The 17,084-nt window shown below is 31.6% G+C and carries 17 protein-coding genes and 1 other annotated feature; of the genes, 6 read left to right on the top strand and 11 right to left on the bottom strand.

Annotated elements, in window-relative coordinates; translation table 11 throughout:
- The first annotated feature begins 72 nt into the window (after positions 1-72).
- The gene (tkt, locus tag G9F71_RS05900; protein WP_164949979.1) at positions 73-2,064 is read left to right on the top strand and encodes a transketolase; all 1,992 of its coding nucleotides are present in this window, start codon (positions 73-75) and stop codon (positions 2,062-2,064) included.
- Between the two features lie 475 nt (positions 2,065-2,539).
- Positions 2,540-2,710: a 4Fe-4S binding protein gene (locus G9F71_RS05895; RefSeq protein WP_125001991.1), complete on the top strand. Its 171-nt coding sequence runs from the start codon at positions 2,540-2,542 to the stop codon at positions 2,708-2,710.
- A gap of 63 nt (positions 2,711-2,773) precedes the next feature.
- On the opposite strand, the gene G9F71_RS05890 is transcribed toward G9F71_RS05895, so the two are convergent.
- Both G9F71_RS05890 and asnS read right to left on the bottom strand, forming a co-directional pair.
- Positions 2,774-3,625: a YitT family protein gene (locus tag G9F71_RS05890; RefSeq protein ID WP_164949980.1), complete on the bottom strand. Its 852-nt coding sequence runs from the start codon at positions 3,623-3,625 to the stop codon at positions 2,774-2,776.
- 218 nt (positions 3,626-3,843) lie between these two features.
- Positions 3,844-5,235 carry an asparagine--tRNA ligase gene (gene asnS, locus G9F71_RS05885; RefSeq protein WP_164949981.1) on the bottom strand — a complete coding sequence of 464 codons (1,392 nt, stop codon included), beginning with the start codon at positions 5,233-5,235 and terminating at the stop codon, positions 3,844-3,846.
- Between the two features lie 65 nt (positions 5,236-5,300).
- Positions 5,301-5,553: a binding site (T-box leader), on the bottom strand.
- A 710-nt stretch (positions 5,554-6,263) separates the two neighbouring features.
- Between asnS and G9F71_RS05880 the strand changes: the two genes are divergently transcribed.
- Complete coding sequence (locus tag G9F71_RS05880; RefSeq protein WP_164945374.1) at positions 6,264-6,845, top strand: phospholipid scramblase-related protein; 582 nt, start codon at positions 6,264-6,266, stop codon at positions 6,843-6,845.
- 162 nt (positions 6,846-7,007) lie between these two features.
- On the opposite strand, the gene G9F71_RS05875 is transcribed toward G9F71_RS05880, so the two are convergent.
- The 7 genes from G9F71_RS05875 to G9F71_RS05845 form a co-directional block, all read right to left on the bottom strand.
- Complete coding sequence (locus G9F71_RS05875) at positions 7,008-7,580, bottom strand: DUF4825 domain-containing protein (RefSeq protein ID WP_164949982.1); 573 nt, start codon at positions 7,578-7,580, stop codon at positions 7,008-7,010.
- A 2-nt stretch (positions 7,581-7,582) separates the two neighbouring features.
- Positions 7,583-8,248, bottom strand: coding sequence for a permease prefix domain 1-containing protein (locus G9F71_RS05870; RefSeq protein WP_164945372.1), 666 nt, complete (start codon positions 8,246-8,248; stop codon positions 7,583-7,585).
- A gap of 11 nt (positions 8,249-8,259) precedes the next feature.
- Positions 8,260-8,598: a PadR family transcriptional regulator gene (locus G9F71_RS05865; RefSeq protein WP_164945371.1), complete on the bottom strand. Its 339-nt coding sequence runs from the start codon at positions 8,596-8,598 to the stop codon at positions 8,260-8,262.
- A 163-nt stretch (positions 8,599-8,761) separates the two neighbouring features.
- Positions 8,762-9,517 carry an acyl-CoA dehydratase activase gene (locus G9F71_RS05860; protein WP_164949983.1) on the bottom strand — a complete coding sequence of 252 codons (756 nt, stop codon included), beginning with the start codon at positions 9,515-9,517 and terminating at the stop codon, positions 8,762-8,764.
- Positions 9,518-9,819: 302 nt separating this feature from the next.
- Positions 9,820-10,059 carry a hypothetical protein gene (locus tag G9F71_RS05855; protein WP_164949984.1) on the bottom strand — a complete coding sequence of 80 codons (240 nt, stop codon included), beginning with the start codon at positions 10,057-10,059 and terminating at the stop codon, positions 9,820-9,822.
- A gap of 95 nt (positions 10,060-10,154) precedes the next feature.
- The gene (locus tag G9F71_RS05850; RefSeq protein WP_164949985.1) at positions 10,155-11,018 is read right to left on the bottom strand and encodes a YitT family protein; all 864 of its coding nucleotides are present in this window, start codon (positions 11,016-11,018) and stop codon (positions 10,155-10,157) included.
- 261 nt (positions 11,019-11,279) lie between these two features.
- Positions 11,280-12,017, bottom strand: coding sequence for an MBL fold metallo-hydrolase (locus tag G9F71_RS05845; RefSeq protein WP_164949986.1), 738 nt, complete (start codon positions 12,015-12,017; stop codon positions 11,280-11,282).
- Positions 12,018-12,148: 131 nt separating this feature from the next.
- Between G9F71_RS05845 and G9F71_RS05840 the strand changes: the two genes are divergently transcribed.
- From G9F71_RS05840 to G9F71_RS05830, 3 genes are all read left to right on the top strand, one after another.
- Positions 12,149-12,523, top strand: a complete 375-nt coding sequence (locus G9F71_RS05840) for a VOC family protein (protein ID WP_164949987.1) — start codon at positions 12,149-12,151, stop codon at positions 12,521-12,523.
- A gap of 173 nt (positions 12,524-12,696) precedes the next feature.
- The gene (locus G9F71_RS05835; RefSeq protein WP_164949988.1) at positions 12,697-13,485 is read left to right on the top strand and encodes a flagellar motor protein; all 789 of its coding nucleotides are present in this window, start codon (positions 12,697-12,699) and stop codon (positions 13,483-13,485) included.
- Positions 13,485-14,249, top strand: coding sequence for a flagellar motor protein MotB (locus tag G9F71_RS05830; RefSeq protein WP_164949989.1), 765 nt, complete (start codon positions 13,485-13,487; stop codon positions 14,247-14,249). Before G9F71_RS05835 ends, G9F71_RS05830 begins: the two co-directional genes overlap by 1 nt.
- A 36-nt stretch (positions 14,250-14,285) precedes the next feature.
- Here G9F71_RS05830 and clpA read toward each other — a convergent pair whose 3' ends face one another.
- Both clpA and G9F71_RS05820 read right to left on the bottom strand, forming a co-directional pair.
- Positions 14,286-16,580, bottom strand: coding sequence for an ATP-dependent Clp protease ATP-binding subunit ClpA (clpA, locus tag G9F71_RS05825; protein ID WP_164949990.1), 2,295 nt, complete (start codon positions 16,578-16,580; stop codon positions 14,286-14,288).
- A 2-nt stretch (positions 16,581-16,582) separates the two neighbouring features.
- Positions 16,583-16,900 carry an ATP-dependent Clp protease adaptor ClpS gene (locus tag G9F71_RS05820; RefSeq protein WP_125001954.1) on the bottom strand — a complete coding sequence of 106 codons (318 nt, stop codon included), beginning with the start codon at positions 16,898-16,900 and terminating at the stop codon, positions 16,583-16,585.
- Between the last annotated feature and the right edge of the window lie 184 nt (positions 16,901-17,084).

The following is a 17,084-nucleotide window of genomic DNA, read 5'->3' as shown; positions in this document are numbered from 1 at the left end:
GAACATTCAACTATTATAAATAATTTAAATAAACATAAACATTAAGTTGTATAAAATAAGGAGGAAATTAAATTGAGTAAAATTGAACAATTAACCGTAGATACTATAAGGGTTTTATCAGCTGAAGCAATACAAAAATCAAATTCAGGACACCCAGGGCTACCTCTCGGAGCGGCACCAATGGCATATACACTATGGGCAAACCATATGAAACATAATCCTCTCAATTCAAAATGGCAGGATAGAGATAGATTTGTACTTTCTGCAGGACATGGATCGATGCTTGAATATTCACTACTCCATCTTTTTGGATATGGCCTAACTATCGAAGATTTAAAGAATTTCAGGCAATTGGGAAGCTTAACACCTGGTCATCCTGAGTATGGTCATACAAATGGTGTTGAAGTTACCACAGGCCCACTTGGACAAGGAATTGCTAATGCAGTAGGTATGGCAATAGCTGAAAGTCATCTTGCAGCAAAATTCAACACAAAAGAGCATGCTATTGTAGATCATTATACATATGCTATATGTGGTGACGGCTGTAATATGGAAGGAATCTCTGGAGAAGCAGCATCTCTTGCTGGTACCTTAGGACTTTCTAAACTTATTGTAATGTATGATTCAAATAGTATAACTATCGAAGGAAGTACAAATCTTGCTTTTAGAGAAGATGTAGGTATGCGATTTGATGCCTATGGATGGCAGGTTTTATATGTAGAAAATGGCAATGATATGGAATCAATAGGTAAAGCCATTGAAACTGCAAAGCTTGAGCTAAATAAACCTTCCTTTATTGTAGTTAAAACTATTATCGGATTTGGCTGTGCTAAAAAACAAGGGACTGCCTCAGCACATGGCGAACCACTTGGTGAAGATAATATAATTGAAATGAAAAAATGCATGGGCTGGAGCGAAGAAGCATTTACAGTTCCAAGTGAAGTAACTAAGCATATGGAAAATGTAAAAGCAGAGCTTAAAGCAAAGGAAGCAGCATGGAAAACGCTTTATGCACAGTATAGTGAAAAAAACCCTGCACTTGCTAAAGAATATGAAGCATGGCAAAGCGGAGAACTTCCTGTAGATTTACTTAAGGTGGAGGAAATGTGGAAGTTTGATGGCAAAGCCGCAACAAGAAACTCTTCTGGAGCAATAATAAATACATTAGCTAAATATGTACCAAACCTTATAGGTGGTTCAGCAGACCTTGCTCCTTCTAATAAGACATATATGAGGGACATGGGTGATTTTTCAATGGAAGATAGAAATGGTTCTAATCTTCATTTTGGAGTAAGAGAGCACGCAATGGCAGCTATTGCAAATGGAATCTATGTACATGGAGGTCTTAAAACCTTTGTTTCAACTTTCTTTGTATTTAGTGATTATATGAAGGGTGCAATGAGATTATCTTCACTTATGAATCTTCCAATAGTTTATGTTCTAACTCATGATAGTATAGCCGTTGGTGAAGACGGACCAACTCATGAACCTATTGAACATCTTGCAGCACTTAGGGCTCTACCAAACTTTAATGTGTTTAGACCCGCTGATTCTAGAGAAACAGCTGTTGGTTGGTATGCTGCAATGACTTCAAAAACAACTCCTACTGCATTAATACTTACAAGACAGAATCTTCCACTATACGCCGAAACCTCAATTGAAGCTTTAAAGGGTGCCTATGTATTAAAAACCTATGAAGAAAAAGGTAAAAACCCTGATATCATTTTAATGGCTTCTGGTTCTGAAGTGGAATTTATTTATGAAGGAGCTAAATTATTAAATGACCAAGGTATAAAGGCTAGAGTAATAAGTATGCCTTGTTTAGATCTATATGAAGCACAATCAAAAGAATATAAAGAAGCTATATTGCCTTCAAACGTAAGAGTTAGATTGGCAGTTGAAGCAGGTTCTTCCTTTGGTTGGGATAGATATGTGGGCCTTGATGGCGATATAATTGCTATTGATAGATTCGGAGCTTCTGCCCCAGCGGAAGCACTATTCAAAGAATTTGGATTTACAACAGAAAATGTTGTTAGTAGATCACTTAAATTACTGAAAAAATAATTTAATTAAGCTATGCCACAATGGCATCATCATAAAGTTATGTAGAGTGTTATAAATGATTAATTATAAAATTTAAAATTTACATTGAATAGTTTATTAATTCTCTACATATAATACTACCGATAGTTATTAACTCACAGCTAAGTAGATGAGCTCATCTTTAATATATAGATACAGCTAAAAGTTATTAACTAGCACTGTATTAAGTTAACTTTTTTAAATATAGTTTTTAGCTGTAATTATATTTAATTTAGTTAACTTAATACATAATTTTAATACTGACAAATTAACCACCTCTAATTTACCATAGATTAAATTCTATGGTTTTTGTTTTATATAATTAATACTTATAGTGTTATACTTTATGGCATTTATGTTAATGTCTATATAACTTTCTATTTATAAAAAATGCTTTATTTATTAGGAAAATTATGATACTATGTACGTGGATTATAAAAAAAGGAGGTTGATTATTATGTCATATAAAATTACTGATGCATGTGTAAGTTGTGGAGCTTGTGAGCCTGAATGTCCAGTTAACGCTATAAGCCAAGGAGATTCTATATTTGTTATAGATGCTGATACTTGTATCGATTGCGGAGCTTGTGCTGGCGTTTGTCCTGTAGGCGCTCCAGTTGAAGCTTAATTAAGAACATATTTCACATAATTAAAATACAAGCTACTGACTTTGTCAGTAGCTTGTATTCTTTTATTCGTTTATATCCTTAAAACCCTCTCCTAGAATTTCATGTACGTTATATGTGATTATAAATGCTTTCTTATCAATTTCTTTTATATAAATCTTTAATTTTATAAACTCTTTTTTACCTAAAACAGTGGTTATAACTTCTTTTTCCTCATTAGTATAAGCTCCTTTAGCAGTATATAAAGTGGCTCCTCTACCTAACTCTTCAATAATATATCTTTTTATTTCTTCACCTCTTGAGCTAACTACTTCAACTTTTTTACAAATATTCATTCCTGCAATAACTGCATCTATAGTAAATCCATTGATAATAACTCCAAGCAATGCATACATTCCAATTTTAGGTCCAAATGCTATACCAGCTAAAATAGTTACTAAAAAATCAGACAAAAGTAAAGCCTTGCCTATGTCTAAGTGAAAATACTTATAAAGTATTTTTGCTATTATATCAGTTCCTCCTGTGGAAGCGTTTTGGTTAAATACCATACCTAGCCCTACTGCTCCAATCAATATTCCAAAGATTAGTTCTAAAAATAAATCATTTGTTATACTACCACTCATAGGACATGTCTTCTCTAATATCCATATCATACCGGATAATCCCAAACTAGAATAAATCGTCTTAACTCCAAAACTAGATCCTATAAATATAAAGCCTATAATGAATAAGATTAAATTTAGTACAAGCATTATGGCTCCAATAGAAAGAGCTCGCACATACAAATTTATAATCATAGCAAGACCACTAACTCCTCCTACAGCTAAATTATTTGGAACTAAAAAGAAATAAAATCCTACAGCTACTAGTGCTAATCCAATAGTTATTAAAATATATTCTTTAATTATTTTTTTCATGCTAATCCCTCCTCATTTATATTTTCTCATATTATACAAAATTATATACTATTTCAATCTTATGTCAAACTTTATAATAATCTTAAAGAAAAAAAAATCTCTCAGCCTACCAGCTAAGAGATTAAAATTTCCATACAAATCACTTTTCGTTAAATCATCTCCTGGGTCGCTACAATTAACGACTTACGAAGGAGATTTAGACACCTACTGAGATGTCGTTAAAATTCAGCACTACCAGTTGTTCTTGGGAATGGAATAACGTCTCTGATGTTACTCATTCCTGTAATATACATAATAGCCCTTTCAAAGCCTAGTCCAAATCCAGCATGCTTAGTTCCGCCGTATTTTCTTAGCTCTAAATACCACCAATAATCTTCACTATTAAGACCGCATTCTTCCATTCTAGCTTCTAGAACATCTTGTCTTTCTTCTCTTTGGCTTCCACCGATAATTTCTCCTATTCCTGGTACAAGTAAGTCCATGGCTGCAACTGTCTTATTGTCGTCATTTATTCTCATATAGAAAGATTTTATCTCTTTTGGATAGTCAGTTACAAATAATGGTTTATTATACACTTCTTCTGTTAAATATCTTTCATGCTCAGTTTGGAGATCGCAGCCCCAAGTTACTGGATACTGGAATTCCTTTCCTGATTTTTGTAAAATATCAACAGCCTCAGTGTATGTCACACGACCAAATTCCGCATTTACAACACTATTTAATCTTTCAATTAGGCCTTTATCTACAAAGCTGTTGAAAAACTCCATTTCTTCAGGAGCATTTTCCATAACATATTTTATAATATATTTCATCATATCTTCTGCAAGCTTCATATCATCATTTAAATCTGCAAATGCTATTTCAGGCTCTATCATCCAGAACTCAGCTGCATGTTTTGTTGTATTAGAATTTTCTGCTCTAAATGTTGGTCCAAAAGTATAAACACTTCTAAAAGCTAGTGCAAAAGCCTCTGCTGCTAACTGTCCACTTACAGTTAAGCTAGTTTCTTTACCAAAAAAGTCTTGCGTGAAATCAGCTTTTTTGTTTTCGCCCATAGGCATATCGTTAAAATCAAGGGTAGATATTCTAAACATTTCGCCTGCACCTTCGCAATCACTACCAGTAATTATTGGTGTATGTGTATATACAAAGTTTCTCTTTTGAAAAAACTCATGTATAGCAAAAGCAGTTAGTGAACGCACTCTAAACACTGCTGAGAAAGCGTTACTTCTTGGTCTAAGGTGTGCAATAGTTCTTAAATACTCAAAAGAGTGTCTTTTCTTTTGCAATGGATAGTCGACATCTGACATTCCTTCTAAAACTATTTTAGTAGCTTTAAGCTCAAAAGGTTGCTTAGCATCTGGTGTTACAACTAATTTTCCTTCTATAGTCAAAGAAGAGCTTATAGGCAATTTAGCTATTTCAGAAAAATTATCTAAACCTTCCTCAAAAACTACTTGAATGTTTTTAAAGAAACTTCCATCATTAATTTCTATAAATCCAAAGGCTTTAGAAGATCTTAAAGTTCTTATCCATCCTGAGATAGACACTTCTTTATCTGCATATTTTTCTTTTTCTCTGTAAATTTGTTTTACTAACAATTTTTCCATAAAATTGCCCTCCTTATAATTTCATACTTTTCTTAATAATAAAAAAGCCTTTCATCCCTTAATAATAAAGGGACGAAAGGCTATAATTTCGCGGTACCACCCAGTTTGTCATAAAATATGACCACTCAAATCAGTACAGAATTATAAATTCGATACTGCACAACAATTAACGGATTGTACCCGTCTAAGCCTACTCTCTTAATGATTTCGGTTAGAAACTCTGAGATGTTCTTCAATATAAACTTCGTATTGGTCTTTCACCACCACCAACTCGCTATGACTACCTTTTATATTTACTTTTCTCTTCACAGTCTTTATATTTAAAAATTATAATAATTAGAATATATACTAATCATTTTTATATTCTATTAACAATTATAATATTTTTAATGATAGATGTCAAATTATTTTCTTTACTATTTTAGTATTGGGCGACTATCCCATATATTTCCTTGAGTAACCTTAATTTCTTTTCCTTTAAACACAATAGCAAGTTTTACTATATCTTTCTGCCTCTTTTCCTGTATTCATCTATGAATAGCATTACCCTTTTCCCATAATGGTTATGCATAAAATTCATAAGAATACTAATTCCTTCTCAAATATATGCAATATATGCACTTCCTCTTAACATATCTCTATAAATTTCTTTATCTATTTCTGATAATTTATCACTACCAAGTAAATATTGATGATCTCTATATAAATTAGATAGACTTTAAATTTCCATGGGTTAACTTTAGAAAATGTATAGTAGTACTAAAATCCTTTTTAAATCCTAAAACCCCTTCATCTTCAAAACAGGCTATAACATCATCTGCTGCATTAAACTATTTAAATGCATTTTTAGAAGGGTCTTATTCTCCCAGGAGAGCATTTAACATTTTTGCCATAAATATGTTATAATAATTCTTTATTGCCCTCTTTATGTTTAAATCAATTTGATATGTCTAATTGATTTAAATGTAAAATAATAAGCACTTATAAATTAAATATTAAACTTAAACTATTTTGGAAGGATTGATGTTATGTTACTAGATAAAAAAAGTTTTTTTATTAAAGAACAGGTACAATTTATGAAATTTTCAGGAAGATATGATATTTTTGATCCAATACTTAATACACAAATTGGTTTTGCCAAAGAAGAACCTGGTGCACTTGTTCATTTTTTACGGTTAATTATAGGTAAGGGAATGTTGCCTAACAAAATAAACGTTTGCGATACAGAAACCAATTCAATTGCGTTTACAATAAAGAAACCATTCACATTTCTACGTTCAAAAGTCAGTGTATATGATGGAGCTGGAACTTATAAGGGATATTTTAAAGGTAAAATATTAACTTTAGGTGGAGGTTTTTGGGTTTTTGATTCAAACGGGAATGAAATAGCTGAACTAAAAGGAGATTGGAAAGGTTGGAACTTTAATTTTTTCCAAAATGGAAAATCTGCGGGCACTATTACAAAAAAATGGTCTGGAATAGGAAAAGAATTATTCACATCCGCAGATAATTATATGATTTCTTTAGATGAAGGTGAGTATACCCAAGATAAAATTATATTACTACTAGCTGCCGGTTTAGCTGTAGACATAGTGTATAAAGAAAATTAAAGTCAGCTCCTCAAGTTTAAAAATTTCTAGACTATTTAATCGACAACAAAGAGTTTTTAGTCAATTTTTTTCTTATGCCTTTATATAAAAAGACATAAGGCACATTTAAATAAATAACAAGTCTGCGCGTCTTTGACTTGTTATTTATTTTCACATGACTACCTACTTATTTATATTTTCTTTAAAATTCACCTTCCAGAATTCATTCACATACTTTTTATCTGATAATTTTCCTTGTACTTCATTTTTCCATTTTGTTTCATCTGTAAGTGAATTTAATTCTATGCCATACCAATTTTGAACATGGCTTCGTGTTATTTTATATGAGGAGCCCATAAAGTTAAAAGTAATTGCTTTTAAATTATCTATCAAAGCAAAATTTGCAACAGCATTATAAATAAGATCAGTCTTTATTTTATCTTTACCAATACCAAAAACTGTTTCTTTATAATTTATGATATATTCTAATCGTTCATCTGAATTAAGTTCATTTGTTCTATTAATATTACACAATGGAAGTTCGTAATTAAGATTGCAAATATTACTTACATTTCCCATGTATTTATTTTTATATTGGAGCACATTTTTAAAATCATGAGTTATTGCATCTCTCTGCTCTAATTTATATTTAACTTCTTGTTTTTCTTGCCTTGGTCTAATGATAAAATCCATAACTGTAAATCCTAACACACCAATTACAAGCAAAATGATTATTATAATTCTACGTTTTTCCATAGCTAATTCACCTCATATTCATTTAGTAATTTGTGTGCCCTACTCACAATTAAAGGCACTACTATTGAAAATAAAGGCAAGGTAAATGAAACTATAAGCCTTGCAAATTGAAATGGTCCATCAATATGAATCGGACGTGAGAACCACATATTGCTCGCAAAATGTATACCAATATTATATATTGTATTTGAAATAATATATATCCACCAAATGATCCAAGTATACTTTTTCAAATTATATATTTTGTTTATATTAATTACTGAAGTTTCAGTTAAATATCCATCATAGTTTTTATAAGACATAGATAAATATATATATCCTACACCAACTAAAGCCACAACAAATATTTCACTAATTACAATGGTAAAATTTAATCTAAGCGGAATTGTTATTATCCATCCAATTAAAATATATAGTACAGCTATTTGAGCCAACTCTTTCTTGAATCCATTAATATATATTTTTTTATTACCATCAATAAACATATCAATACTATCAATGTTTTTTATGGCTTCATCATATGCCTGACTATAATCTAATCCATTATCCATATTATCTTTAATTCTTGCTTCAAGATTACTAGAAATTTCTTCGCGTAGCTCTTCTGTTTCTTTTGTCATTTTATACTTTACAAATAGTCCGTCAACATATTTTTTAATATCTCTCATAAACACTCCCCCTATCTGATTTCAATTAATTTATCAATAACCTGACGAGCAACTTTCCACGCTTCATAATTTCTTTTATACATTCGTAAGCCTTCATCAGTAATCCTGTAATATTTTCTTCTGCCCCCCTGACTCTCATTCCCCCAATAAGATTCCACCATCTTTTGTCCTTCTAATCTTTTTAAGCTTGAATAGAGCGTAGGTTCTTTTAACTCATATTCATCGTTACTATTTTCTTTTATAGCTTTGATAATTTCATAACCATAATTATCCTTTTGCCATAAAACACAAAGTATAATAGTATCAATATTACCTCTTATAAGGTCGCTACTAACATTGTTTAAAGTCAATAACCTCACCTCCTAATAATAGGATATCGCATATTACTATGTGTGTCAATGTAATATGTGTGAAATAGCTATGCCTTTTTGTTTAAAAAAACGTAAAAAAAACACATAGTTCATGATATAACATAAACTATGTGTTTCCTTTGAAATTTTGTATTTTAAACTACTATAACTTGCTGGCCATTAACCCTGCCCCTATAGCACCTGCATATCTTCCTAATTCATTTGTACTAACTTCTTTCCCTAATTTTTCTGATAGACTACTTAAAATATATGCATTCCCTGATAAACCTCCTGTAAGGAAATAATTGAACCCTTCAGAATGTTTCCCACACAAGGAACTAACTTTACTAACTATTGAGTCTACAATAGCATAGGCTATATCCTCTTTTTTTTCTCCTCTACCTATAAGGCTAATAACTTCAGACTCAGCAAAAACAGTGCACATTGAGCTTATGGTAATTCCACTTCCTTGTGCTGCTAAATCGCAAAGTGAATCTATATCCATGCCTAGAGCATTAGCCATAATCTCTAGAAACCTGCCAGTTCCTGCAGAACATTTATCATTCATAATAAAGTTTGTTATCATACCATCCTCTACAGTAATAACCTTTGTATCTTGTCCACCTATGTCGATTACTGTGCAGCCAGAAGACAATAAATATGCTGCCCCCTTACCATGACAAGTTATTTCTGTTATAGTTTTGTCTGCATAAGGCACAGATACTCTTCCATAACCCGTTGCTATAGACTTTGAATTTTCTTCATTTATTCCCAATAATTCTAGTTTTTCTTTTATAGTGTTAGCAGTTTCAATACTACTCCACCCCGTTGGCATTACAAAGTATTTTTCTAGCTTGTCTTCCTTAAATATTGCTACTTTAGCTGCTGTTGAACCTATATCTATTCCTATGTAAAACATAATGACCTCTCCTTATTCCAAATGTATTTTAACGACATTTCCTACTATAACAAATAAAAACTTCACTAAGATTCTAAATCTCCTCCTGAAGTCGTTAATATTATAGCATTGGCGATGATAACTTAACTATATTTATAATTATAATACATTTGTACTGAAGTTCTCAAATTATTTTCTTGTTTAATAGCAAAAAAAAAAATATATAATAAAGTTGTTTATTTTAAATTTAAGAACAACTGTTAATAATCTAACAGTTGTTCTTAATCAACTACATTACAATTCATTACTAACAAATATATTATCTAAAATTCTTCGTCTTCCTCTTCATCATCTTCATCTTCAACTATCTGACCTATAACTTCATCTCTCTTAGCTACTTCTCCAGTGGCCTTATTTTCAAGAATGATGTTACATTTTACACATCCATCTTCTTCATTAATAAAGGTTTTTGCCATAACATCACCTTTTTCTAAAGATACTCCTTGTGTAAGTTTTTCAGGGTGATCAAAGGTAACAGGCTTGTTATTTAATCTATCACTCATAGTATACTCACTTCCTTTCTAAATATAGTTTGCACAGGAAGAGTTCCAAATATACTTTGAAAATGTTGCCTAATTTTGTTTACCATATTACCCTTTTATTCTGTAAATCCTTCTCCTAATACCTCTCTAACATCCGCAATAGTAATAAATGCGCTTTTGTCTATTTCTTTAACCATCTTTTGGAGAGGCACTATTTCATGTTTTCCAACCACTACAAATAGCACTTGTTTTTCTCCATTTGTATACATTCCCGTACCATTTATCCCTGTAACACCTCTCTTTAAATCTTTCATCAATATTTCTGCTATTTCCTTAGAATTATCTGAAATAATAAATACCGCTTTTGAAAAATTTATTCCCTCAAGTATACTATCTACAACCTTAGCAACTATATATACAGATATTAGCGCATACATAGCCTTTTCAGCTCCAAATACAAATGCGCCTATTAGTATTATAGTTGAATCTAGTGTTAGTATAATTTTAGCTATTGGCACATTCTTCAAATAAACCTTTATTATATTTGCAGCTAAATCAGTACCACCAGTGCTAGCAGAAGCTCTTAATACTAATCCTAAGCCTGTACCAACTAATACCCCACCAAATACACTTGCAAGCAAAAAATCCACCTTTGGTGATGGTATAAAGCTTGTATAAAACAATGCAAAAGATAGATAGGCTGCAGCAAACATAGATTTGCCTACAAATTTTCTGCCCTTAAGTTTTATAGCTAAGACAAACAATGGTATATTTACAACAATATTAGTAAGCCATAAAGGCACTCCATTTCCATAATGCTTTTCTGTAACATATTGGATAATAATTGCAAGGCCTGCTACTCCGCCTGTTACTAATTTTATTTTTGCCAAAAACATATTTATCCCTGCTGCGAGTATTGTAGCTCCAATAATAATATAAATATAGCTTAAAACGTTTTCATCTTTAGTCTCACTTCTCATTTGCTTTATCTCACTTTCTACTTTCTATTTTGTCCTCCATAAAGTTATCACAATTATTAAATTATGTAAATAAAAAAACTACTCTTACTAGTTTTTAGTGTCTTATAAATTTAGTATTAGCTATTCCCAAATAAAAAGCACCTCATGCAATATTAATTTAGGGGGACTAAAAAAAATACTGCATCAAGTGCTTTTTTATTTGGTTTACTTAAATGATTAACATAAATCAATATATTTATTCAAATATATTGAAATTTTTTTTTAATATATTATTTCTTGCCCAGAATAATCTATTTGGACTGCATTTAAGTTTTGTTTTCTCATTTTATCTGCAAATTTACTAGTAATATTTACTTCCTCTCCGAAATGCATAGGTATAAGTAATTTAGGTTGAATTTTTTTCGCAAAATATTCTCCACCCACATAATAAGCTTCCTGGAGTCTTGGATCTACAGGAAAAAAAGCTATATCAATTGATTTTTCTTCACTTAATTTGTCTATGTGAGCTTTAAATGAAGACTCCGCTAGGGACTGCTCCTCTAAACTATCCTCTTTCCAGCGCCATAAGTTAAGATCTCCAGCATGAAAAATAGTTAATCCGTCCACTTTTACGAGGAAAGATATACCAATATCTGTTGAACCATAAGCTTTTACATAAAGGTCGTCAAATGTTCTTTCTTCACCTTCCTCTATAAAATTATAACTAGGTTTATTTTTATTTATTGTTATGTCACTACTAAATATATATTTTATATTACTGTTATAATTCTCCCATTCCAAAATACTAGAGTTAAAATGATCTTCATGACTATGAGAAGCAAACACAACCATATTTTTCATTTGTTTAATATTTTCAGAGGACAATAGGACTGATGGTTTATGAGTATCATCATTTTCTATAGGCTCTTTATAATAATCAAATATTAAAAAATGATTTTCAGTTTTAATTGCAAAACCACTATGATAAATATAGTATATTTTCGCTTTTATTTTTTCCATAATTACATCTCCTTATATTTAAAATATTTTTTATGAATAATAAATCTATTGCCCTTATTTTATCACAAATATATAATGATGATATAGTATATGTGATATATTAAATTTTTCAGAAAAGGTGGTTATGTTAAATGAAGTTTTCTTTTGACCATAATAATATAAATGTATTGGATTTAGAAAAAAGCGTTAAATTTTATAAAGAGGCACTTGGCTTTGTAGAAACTAGGAGATTTAATGCCACCGATGATAGTTTTACTCTTATATTTTTAGGTGATGAAACTACTAATCATAAGTTAGAACTCACGTGCCTTAAAGATAGAACTGAAGGCTACAATCTAGGCGAAAATGAATTTCATCTTGCTGTAGTTACCGATGATTTTGAGGGCGCCTATTTGCACCATAAAAAAATGAGATGCATTTGTTTTGAAAATAAGCCTATGGGAATATATTTTATTATGGATCCTGATGGCTACTGGATAGAGATTATTCCAAGAAAACAGTCATAAGAAGATAGTCATAATGAAATTTTAATAAATATTTTTCTTTAAAGACTAAATAAAAAATAAGTTTCTTCGAAGATTATTCTATGGTATTATTTTATTTGTTAATAATATTATATTATTTTACATGTTGTTACATTAAGTTAAAAATTATGTAACTTCAAGAATAGGAGGAATTTATGAATATTTTCCCAGTTATATTTATAATAGTAAGTTTTGGTTCACTGGTAGCCGCATTCATTTTAGAGGGTGGAAGTCCTGTTATGCTTGTAGCTAAAACTGCTGCTATGATTGTGTTTGGAGGTACAATTGGATCCGTAGGCCTCGGATCTTCACCTAAAAAATTAAAGAATATCCCAGCAATGCTTAAGCTTATATTTACAGCAAAAGATAAGGATTTAGTGGAAATTGTAAGTTATTTTAAAAACTTATCCTTTAAAACCAGAAAAGATGGGTTACTTAGCATTGAAGCCGAAATAACTGATGCATTAGACCCTTTTATTAAAAAAGGTTTACAACTAGTGGTGGATGGCGTAGACCCTCAAATGGTAAAAACCATTTTAGAATTTGAACTTGAATCAACCTATGAAAGACATAAAGAAAATGCTGGTATCTTTGAAGCAGCGGGTGGACTTGCACCTACCATGGGTGTTATAGGTACGGTTATGGGTCTGGTACAAGTTTTAAGTAACCTTTCTGACCCAGCTGTTTTAGGAGAGAAAATTGCGGTTGCATTTATAGCTACTCTATATGGTGTTGGGTCTGCAAATTTACTATTTCTTCCCATTTCTTCAAGATTAAAAGATTTAAATAATGAAGAGATTAAAGAGAAGTCACTAATAATAGAAGCTGTTCTTCTTATGCAAGAAGGTGCAAATCCTAATATCTTAGCAGAAAAATTAAAAGGGTTCCTTGATAAGAAACAAATACAGAAGTTTAATGAAATGGATAATGGGGGAGCATCATAATGAAAAAGAGAGAGGAAAAAGAACCCAATCATGAGCGATGGCTTTTAACTTATTCAGACTTAATAACTTTGCTTATGATATTTTTTGTTATTATGTATGCATCAAGCACTGTAAGTGCTACAAAATATAAACAGCTATCACAGTCACTTAACGTGGCTTTTGAAGGTGGTGGTAAAAGTATTGTTGGAAATGACTCAGCTATAAGTATAACAGATCCAAGTACTAAGGTAGTTGAGACTCCCCCTGTAGAAAGCACCGCATCTGATGGAGGTAAAGCATTAGAAGAAAGTAAAATGAAAGATATTAAAAAAAATGTGGACAAGTACTTAAAAGAAAATGGATTAAGTTCTAACGTATCCACTAAAATTGATGAAAGAGGACTTCAAGTAAGTCTCAATAGTACACTTCTCTTTGATATTGGTAAAGCAAATGTTAAGGCTGAATCAATAACGCAGTTAATTAGTATAGGGAAAATCCTAAATAAGGTTGATAACTATGTAAGAATTGAAGGACACACAGATAGTACACCAATTAGCAATAATGAATTTAGCTCAAACTGGCAGCTTTCTGCCATTAGGGCAACTAATGTTACAGAACTTCTTATTTCAAAAGCAGGAATTTATCCTAAAAGGATATCCGCAGTAGCCTATGGAGAAAATAGACCTGTGGCAACTAACACTACTGAAATAGGAAAAGCCAAGAATAGAACCGTAGATATTATTATATTAAGTAGTAAATTTTCAAAAGCAGAAAAAACCAAATAAAAAGATGCTGCTATTTTTATTAGCAACACCTTTTTTTTACTTTTCTTTAATAATTTTAAGTTTACCATCCACAATATCAACTATTGCGCTACCACCTGTGCAAAGATCACCAAACAGCACTTCATCAACAAAATAGGTCTTTATCTCCTGTTGAACTACTCTATTGATTTCTCTAGCACCATACGCCTCTGAATAGCCTTTTTTACTTAACCAAGCATATAAATTATCTGTTACCACTAATTTTATATTTTTAGTTAAAAGCTTTTCCTGGAACTGTTTCATAGCTTTCTTAGCTATTTGAAGAGCCATAGCTTCGTCAATTTTATTAAATACAATTATATCATCCAATCTATTTCTAAATTCTGGAGAAAATACTCGTTCTACTTCTTTAGTGACTACTTCTCCTGATTCTATTCTATCTCCAAATCCAATTATATTTTTACTAGCTTCTCTGGCTCCTGCATTAGATGTCATTATTAAAATAACATTTCTGAAATCTGCTTTTTTGCCAGTGTTATCAGTCAAAGTTGCATAGTCCATAACCTGAAGTAACACATTATATACATCTGGGTGAGCTTTTTCAATTTCATCAAGCAGTAGCACACAATGAGGGGTTTTTTTAATGGCTTCGATTAATAGTCCACCCTCTTCATAACCTACATATCCCGGCGGTGCGCCAATAAGTCTAGCCACAGTATGCTTCTCTTGGTATTCACTCATATCAAATCTAATAAGTGGAATAGCGAGGCTCTTTGATAATTGCTTACTTACTTCTGTTTTTCCTACTCCTGTAGGACCCACAAAAAGAAGAGATGCTATTGGTTTTTCTTCATCATTAAATCCTGCCCTAGATCTCTTTATAGCTCTTACTAGAGTGTCTATAGCGACGCTTTGCCCAAAAACTTGCTTCTTTAAACTTTGGTCTAGATTTTTTAGTGTTAAAGTTTCATTATTTGATACACTTTGCTCTGGAATTTTTGCAATAGAAGCTACTATTTTTTCCACTGCACTTACGGTTATAATAATATTTTCTTCACTATCCTCAGAATTAAGCCTAGCATAAGCACCGGCTTCATCCATAATATCTATAGCTTTATCTGGAAGATATCTATCATTAATATACTTGCTAGATAGTTCTGCTGCGGTTTTTAAAGCTTCTTCCTTGTACGTAACCTTATGGTAAGCTTCGTATCTATCTTTAAGTCCCATAAGAATATTAAACGTATCTTCGGTAGATGGCTCCGGCACTTCAATCTTTTGGAATCTTCTAGCTAGTGCACTATCTTTTTCAAAATGCTTTTTATATTCATCATAAGTAGTTGATCCAATGAATCTTACCTTACCATCTGCAAGAAATGGTTTTAAAATATTAGAAGCATCCATAGCGCCTCCAGAAACTGCACCAGCTCCAACTATGGTATGGATCTCATCAATGTACACTATAGGCTTTTCTTCTTTACTAATTTCCCTTAATACTCTTTTTATACGTTCTTCAAAATCGCCCCTATACTTTGTGCCTGCAAGGAGAGATCCCATGTCCAAATAATATATCTTACTTCCTTGTAATATCTTAGGGACTTTGTTTTCTACAATTAATTGCGCAAGCCCCTCCGTGATAGCAGTTTTACCTACCCCCGGTTCTCCTACATGCACTGGGTTGTTTTTAAGTCTCCTACATAATACTTGTAGCGTTCTTTGCAGAATATCTTGCCTCCCAATAAGAGGATCCATTTCCCCTCTGCTCGCTTTCTGCGTTAACTCCACAGTAAAATCACTTAAAAAATTTTCTTTCCCACTGGGATTTATTTCTTCGTCGTATGTGTGTTCTAAATCTTCTTCGCCTTCCTCAAATTCAACTGCTTCTTCTTGCTCATGATTTGTTATCCCTGCAAAATCAAAAGTATCTACTACAGAAATACCATGAGCTATGTAATTGAGAAGATCCCTTCTTTTCATTTGCTGTTTTCTCAAAAAATATGAAGCAAAGCTTTCCTCGTCATCATACATGGCTACAATCACATCACCAATCTTAACCAGCTCTTTTCCAGAAAGCATAACGTGATCTTCAGCTGTTGATAAAATTGTCTGGATTCCAATGGTTTGTATTGGCTCCGAGTCTTCTACAACATCTATATTTTCCTTTAAAAATTTAATTATCTGTTTTTTTAGTCTCTTAACGTTACCACCACTATTCTCTACTATATCAATTCCCTCTTCAAAAAATAAAGAGGCATAAAGAATATGTTCTGGTGTGAAATATTCATGATTGGACATTTGCGCTTCATTATAAGCTGCAGTAATAATCTCATTTACTATATTATCTAATTGCATAATTACTCCTCTTCTAGGGTTAATTTTAATGGAAACCCACTTTCTTCACACATCTCCATAGCTTGGATGATTTTTGTTACACCTACATCATAGCTATATATTCCCGCAATGCCTCTACCCTTTTTATGGACATCAAACATAATTTTTGTGGCTTCCACAACCTGTTTTTTAAAAACTCCAACTAAAACCTGCACAACAAACTCCATGCTTGTATAATCATCATTATGAATGATTACGTTGTACTTATTGGGCTTCCTAATGTCAATTTCTACTTTCTCTTTAATATTAACTTTTTCATCAAAAATATTTTGCTGCGACATAATTACCAACTCCACTGTTTTAATAAAGTTTATTTTCTGTACTTTACTACAAGACTATTATATCCTACTTGTTTATATATTACTTCATTTACCTATATTATTTCAACTGTTCTATGCTTTTATCTTTTATTTTTGGAGTTTAAAATATATCTATTTTAAAAGTAACTCTTTTTTTATTTTCCAC

This window comes from Clostridium sp. FP2, from assembly GCF_011065955.2.
GTDB classification, from domain to species: Bacteria; Bacillota; Clostridia; order Clostridiales; family Clostridiaceae; genus Clostridium_AD; species Clostridium_AD tagluense.
The sequence above is the reverse complement of the archived record's forward strand: the minus strand, read 5'-3'. Positions and strand labels throughout refer to the sequence as shown.

What these genes read in the sequence shown, in the direction of transcription:
- G9F71_RS05830 (WP_164949989.1), top strand. Translation starts at nt 13,485, where the DNA reads ATGAAAAAGAGAGAGGAAAAAGAACCCAATCATGAGCGATGGCTTTTA.
- G9F71_RS05820 (WP_125001954.1), bottom strand. Translation starts at nt 16,900, where the DNA reads ATGTCGCAGCAAAATATTTTTGATGAAAAAGTTAATATTAAAGAGAAA.
- G9F71_RS05890 (WP_164949980.1), bottom strand. Translation starts at nt 3,625, where the DNA reads ATGAAAAAAATAATTAAAGAATATATTTTAATAACTATTGGATTAGCA.
- G9F71_RS05870 (WP_164945372.1), bottom strand. Translation starts at nt 8,248, where the DNA reads ATGAGAGATATTAAAAAATATGTTGACGGACTATTTGTAAAGTATAAA.
- G9F71_RS05845 (WP_164949986.1), bottom strand. Translation starts at nt 12,017, where the DNA reads ATGGAAAAAATAAAAGCGAAAATATACTATATTTATCATAGTGGTTTT.
- G9F71_RS05875 (WP_164949982.1), bottom strand. Translation starts at nt 7,580, where the DNA reads ATGGAAAAACGTAGAATTATAATAATCATTTTGCTTGTAATTGGTGTG.
- G9F71_RS05840 (WP_164949987.1), top strand. Translation starts at nt 12,149, where the DNA reads ATGAAGTTTTCTTTTGACCATAATAATATAAATGTATTGGATTTAGAA.
- G9F71_RS05895 (WP_125001991.1), top strand. Translation starts at nt 2,540, where the DNA reads ATGTCATATAAAATTACTGATGCATGTGTAAGTTGTGGAGCTTGTGAG.
- G9F71_RS05850 (WP_164949985.1), bottom strand. Translation starts at nt 11,018, where the DNA reads ATGAGAAGTGAGACTAAAGATGAAAACGTTTTAAGCTATATTTATATT.
- G9F71_RS05880 (WP_164945374.1), top strand. Translation starts at nt 6,264, where the DNA reads ATGTTACTAGATAAAAAAAGTTTTTTTATTAAAGAACAGGTACAATTT.
- G9F71_RS05860 (WP_164949983.1), bottom strand. Translation starts at nt 9,517, where the DNA reads ATGTTTTACATAGGAATAGATATAGGTTCAACAGCAGCTAAAGTAGCA.
- G9F71_RS05855 (WP_164949984.1), bottom strand. Translation starts at nt 10,059, where the DNA reads ATGAGTGATAGATTAAATAACAAGCCTGTTACCTTTGATCACCCTGAA.
- asnS (WP_164949981.1), bottom strand. Translation starts at nt 5,235, where the DNA reads ATGGAAAAATTGTTAGTAAAACAAATTTACAGAGAAAAAGAAAAATAT.
- clpA (WP_164949990.1), bottom strand. Translation starts at nt 16,580, where the DNA reads ATGCAATTAGATAATATAGTAAATGAGATTATTACTGCAGCTTATAAT.
- G9F71_RS05835 (WP_164949988.1), top strand. Translation starts at nt 12,697, where the DNA reads ATGAATATTTTCCCAGTTATATTTATAATAGTAAGTTTTGGTTCACTG.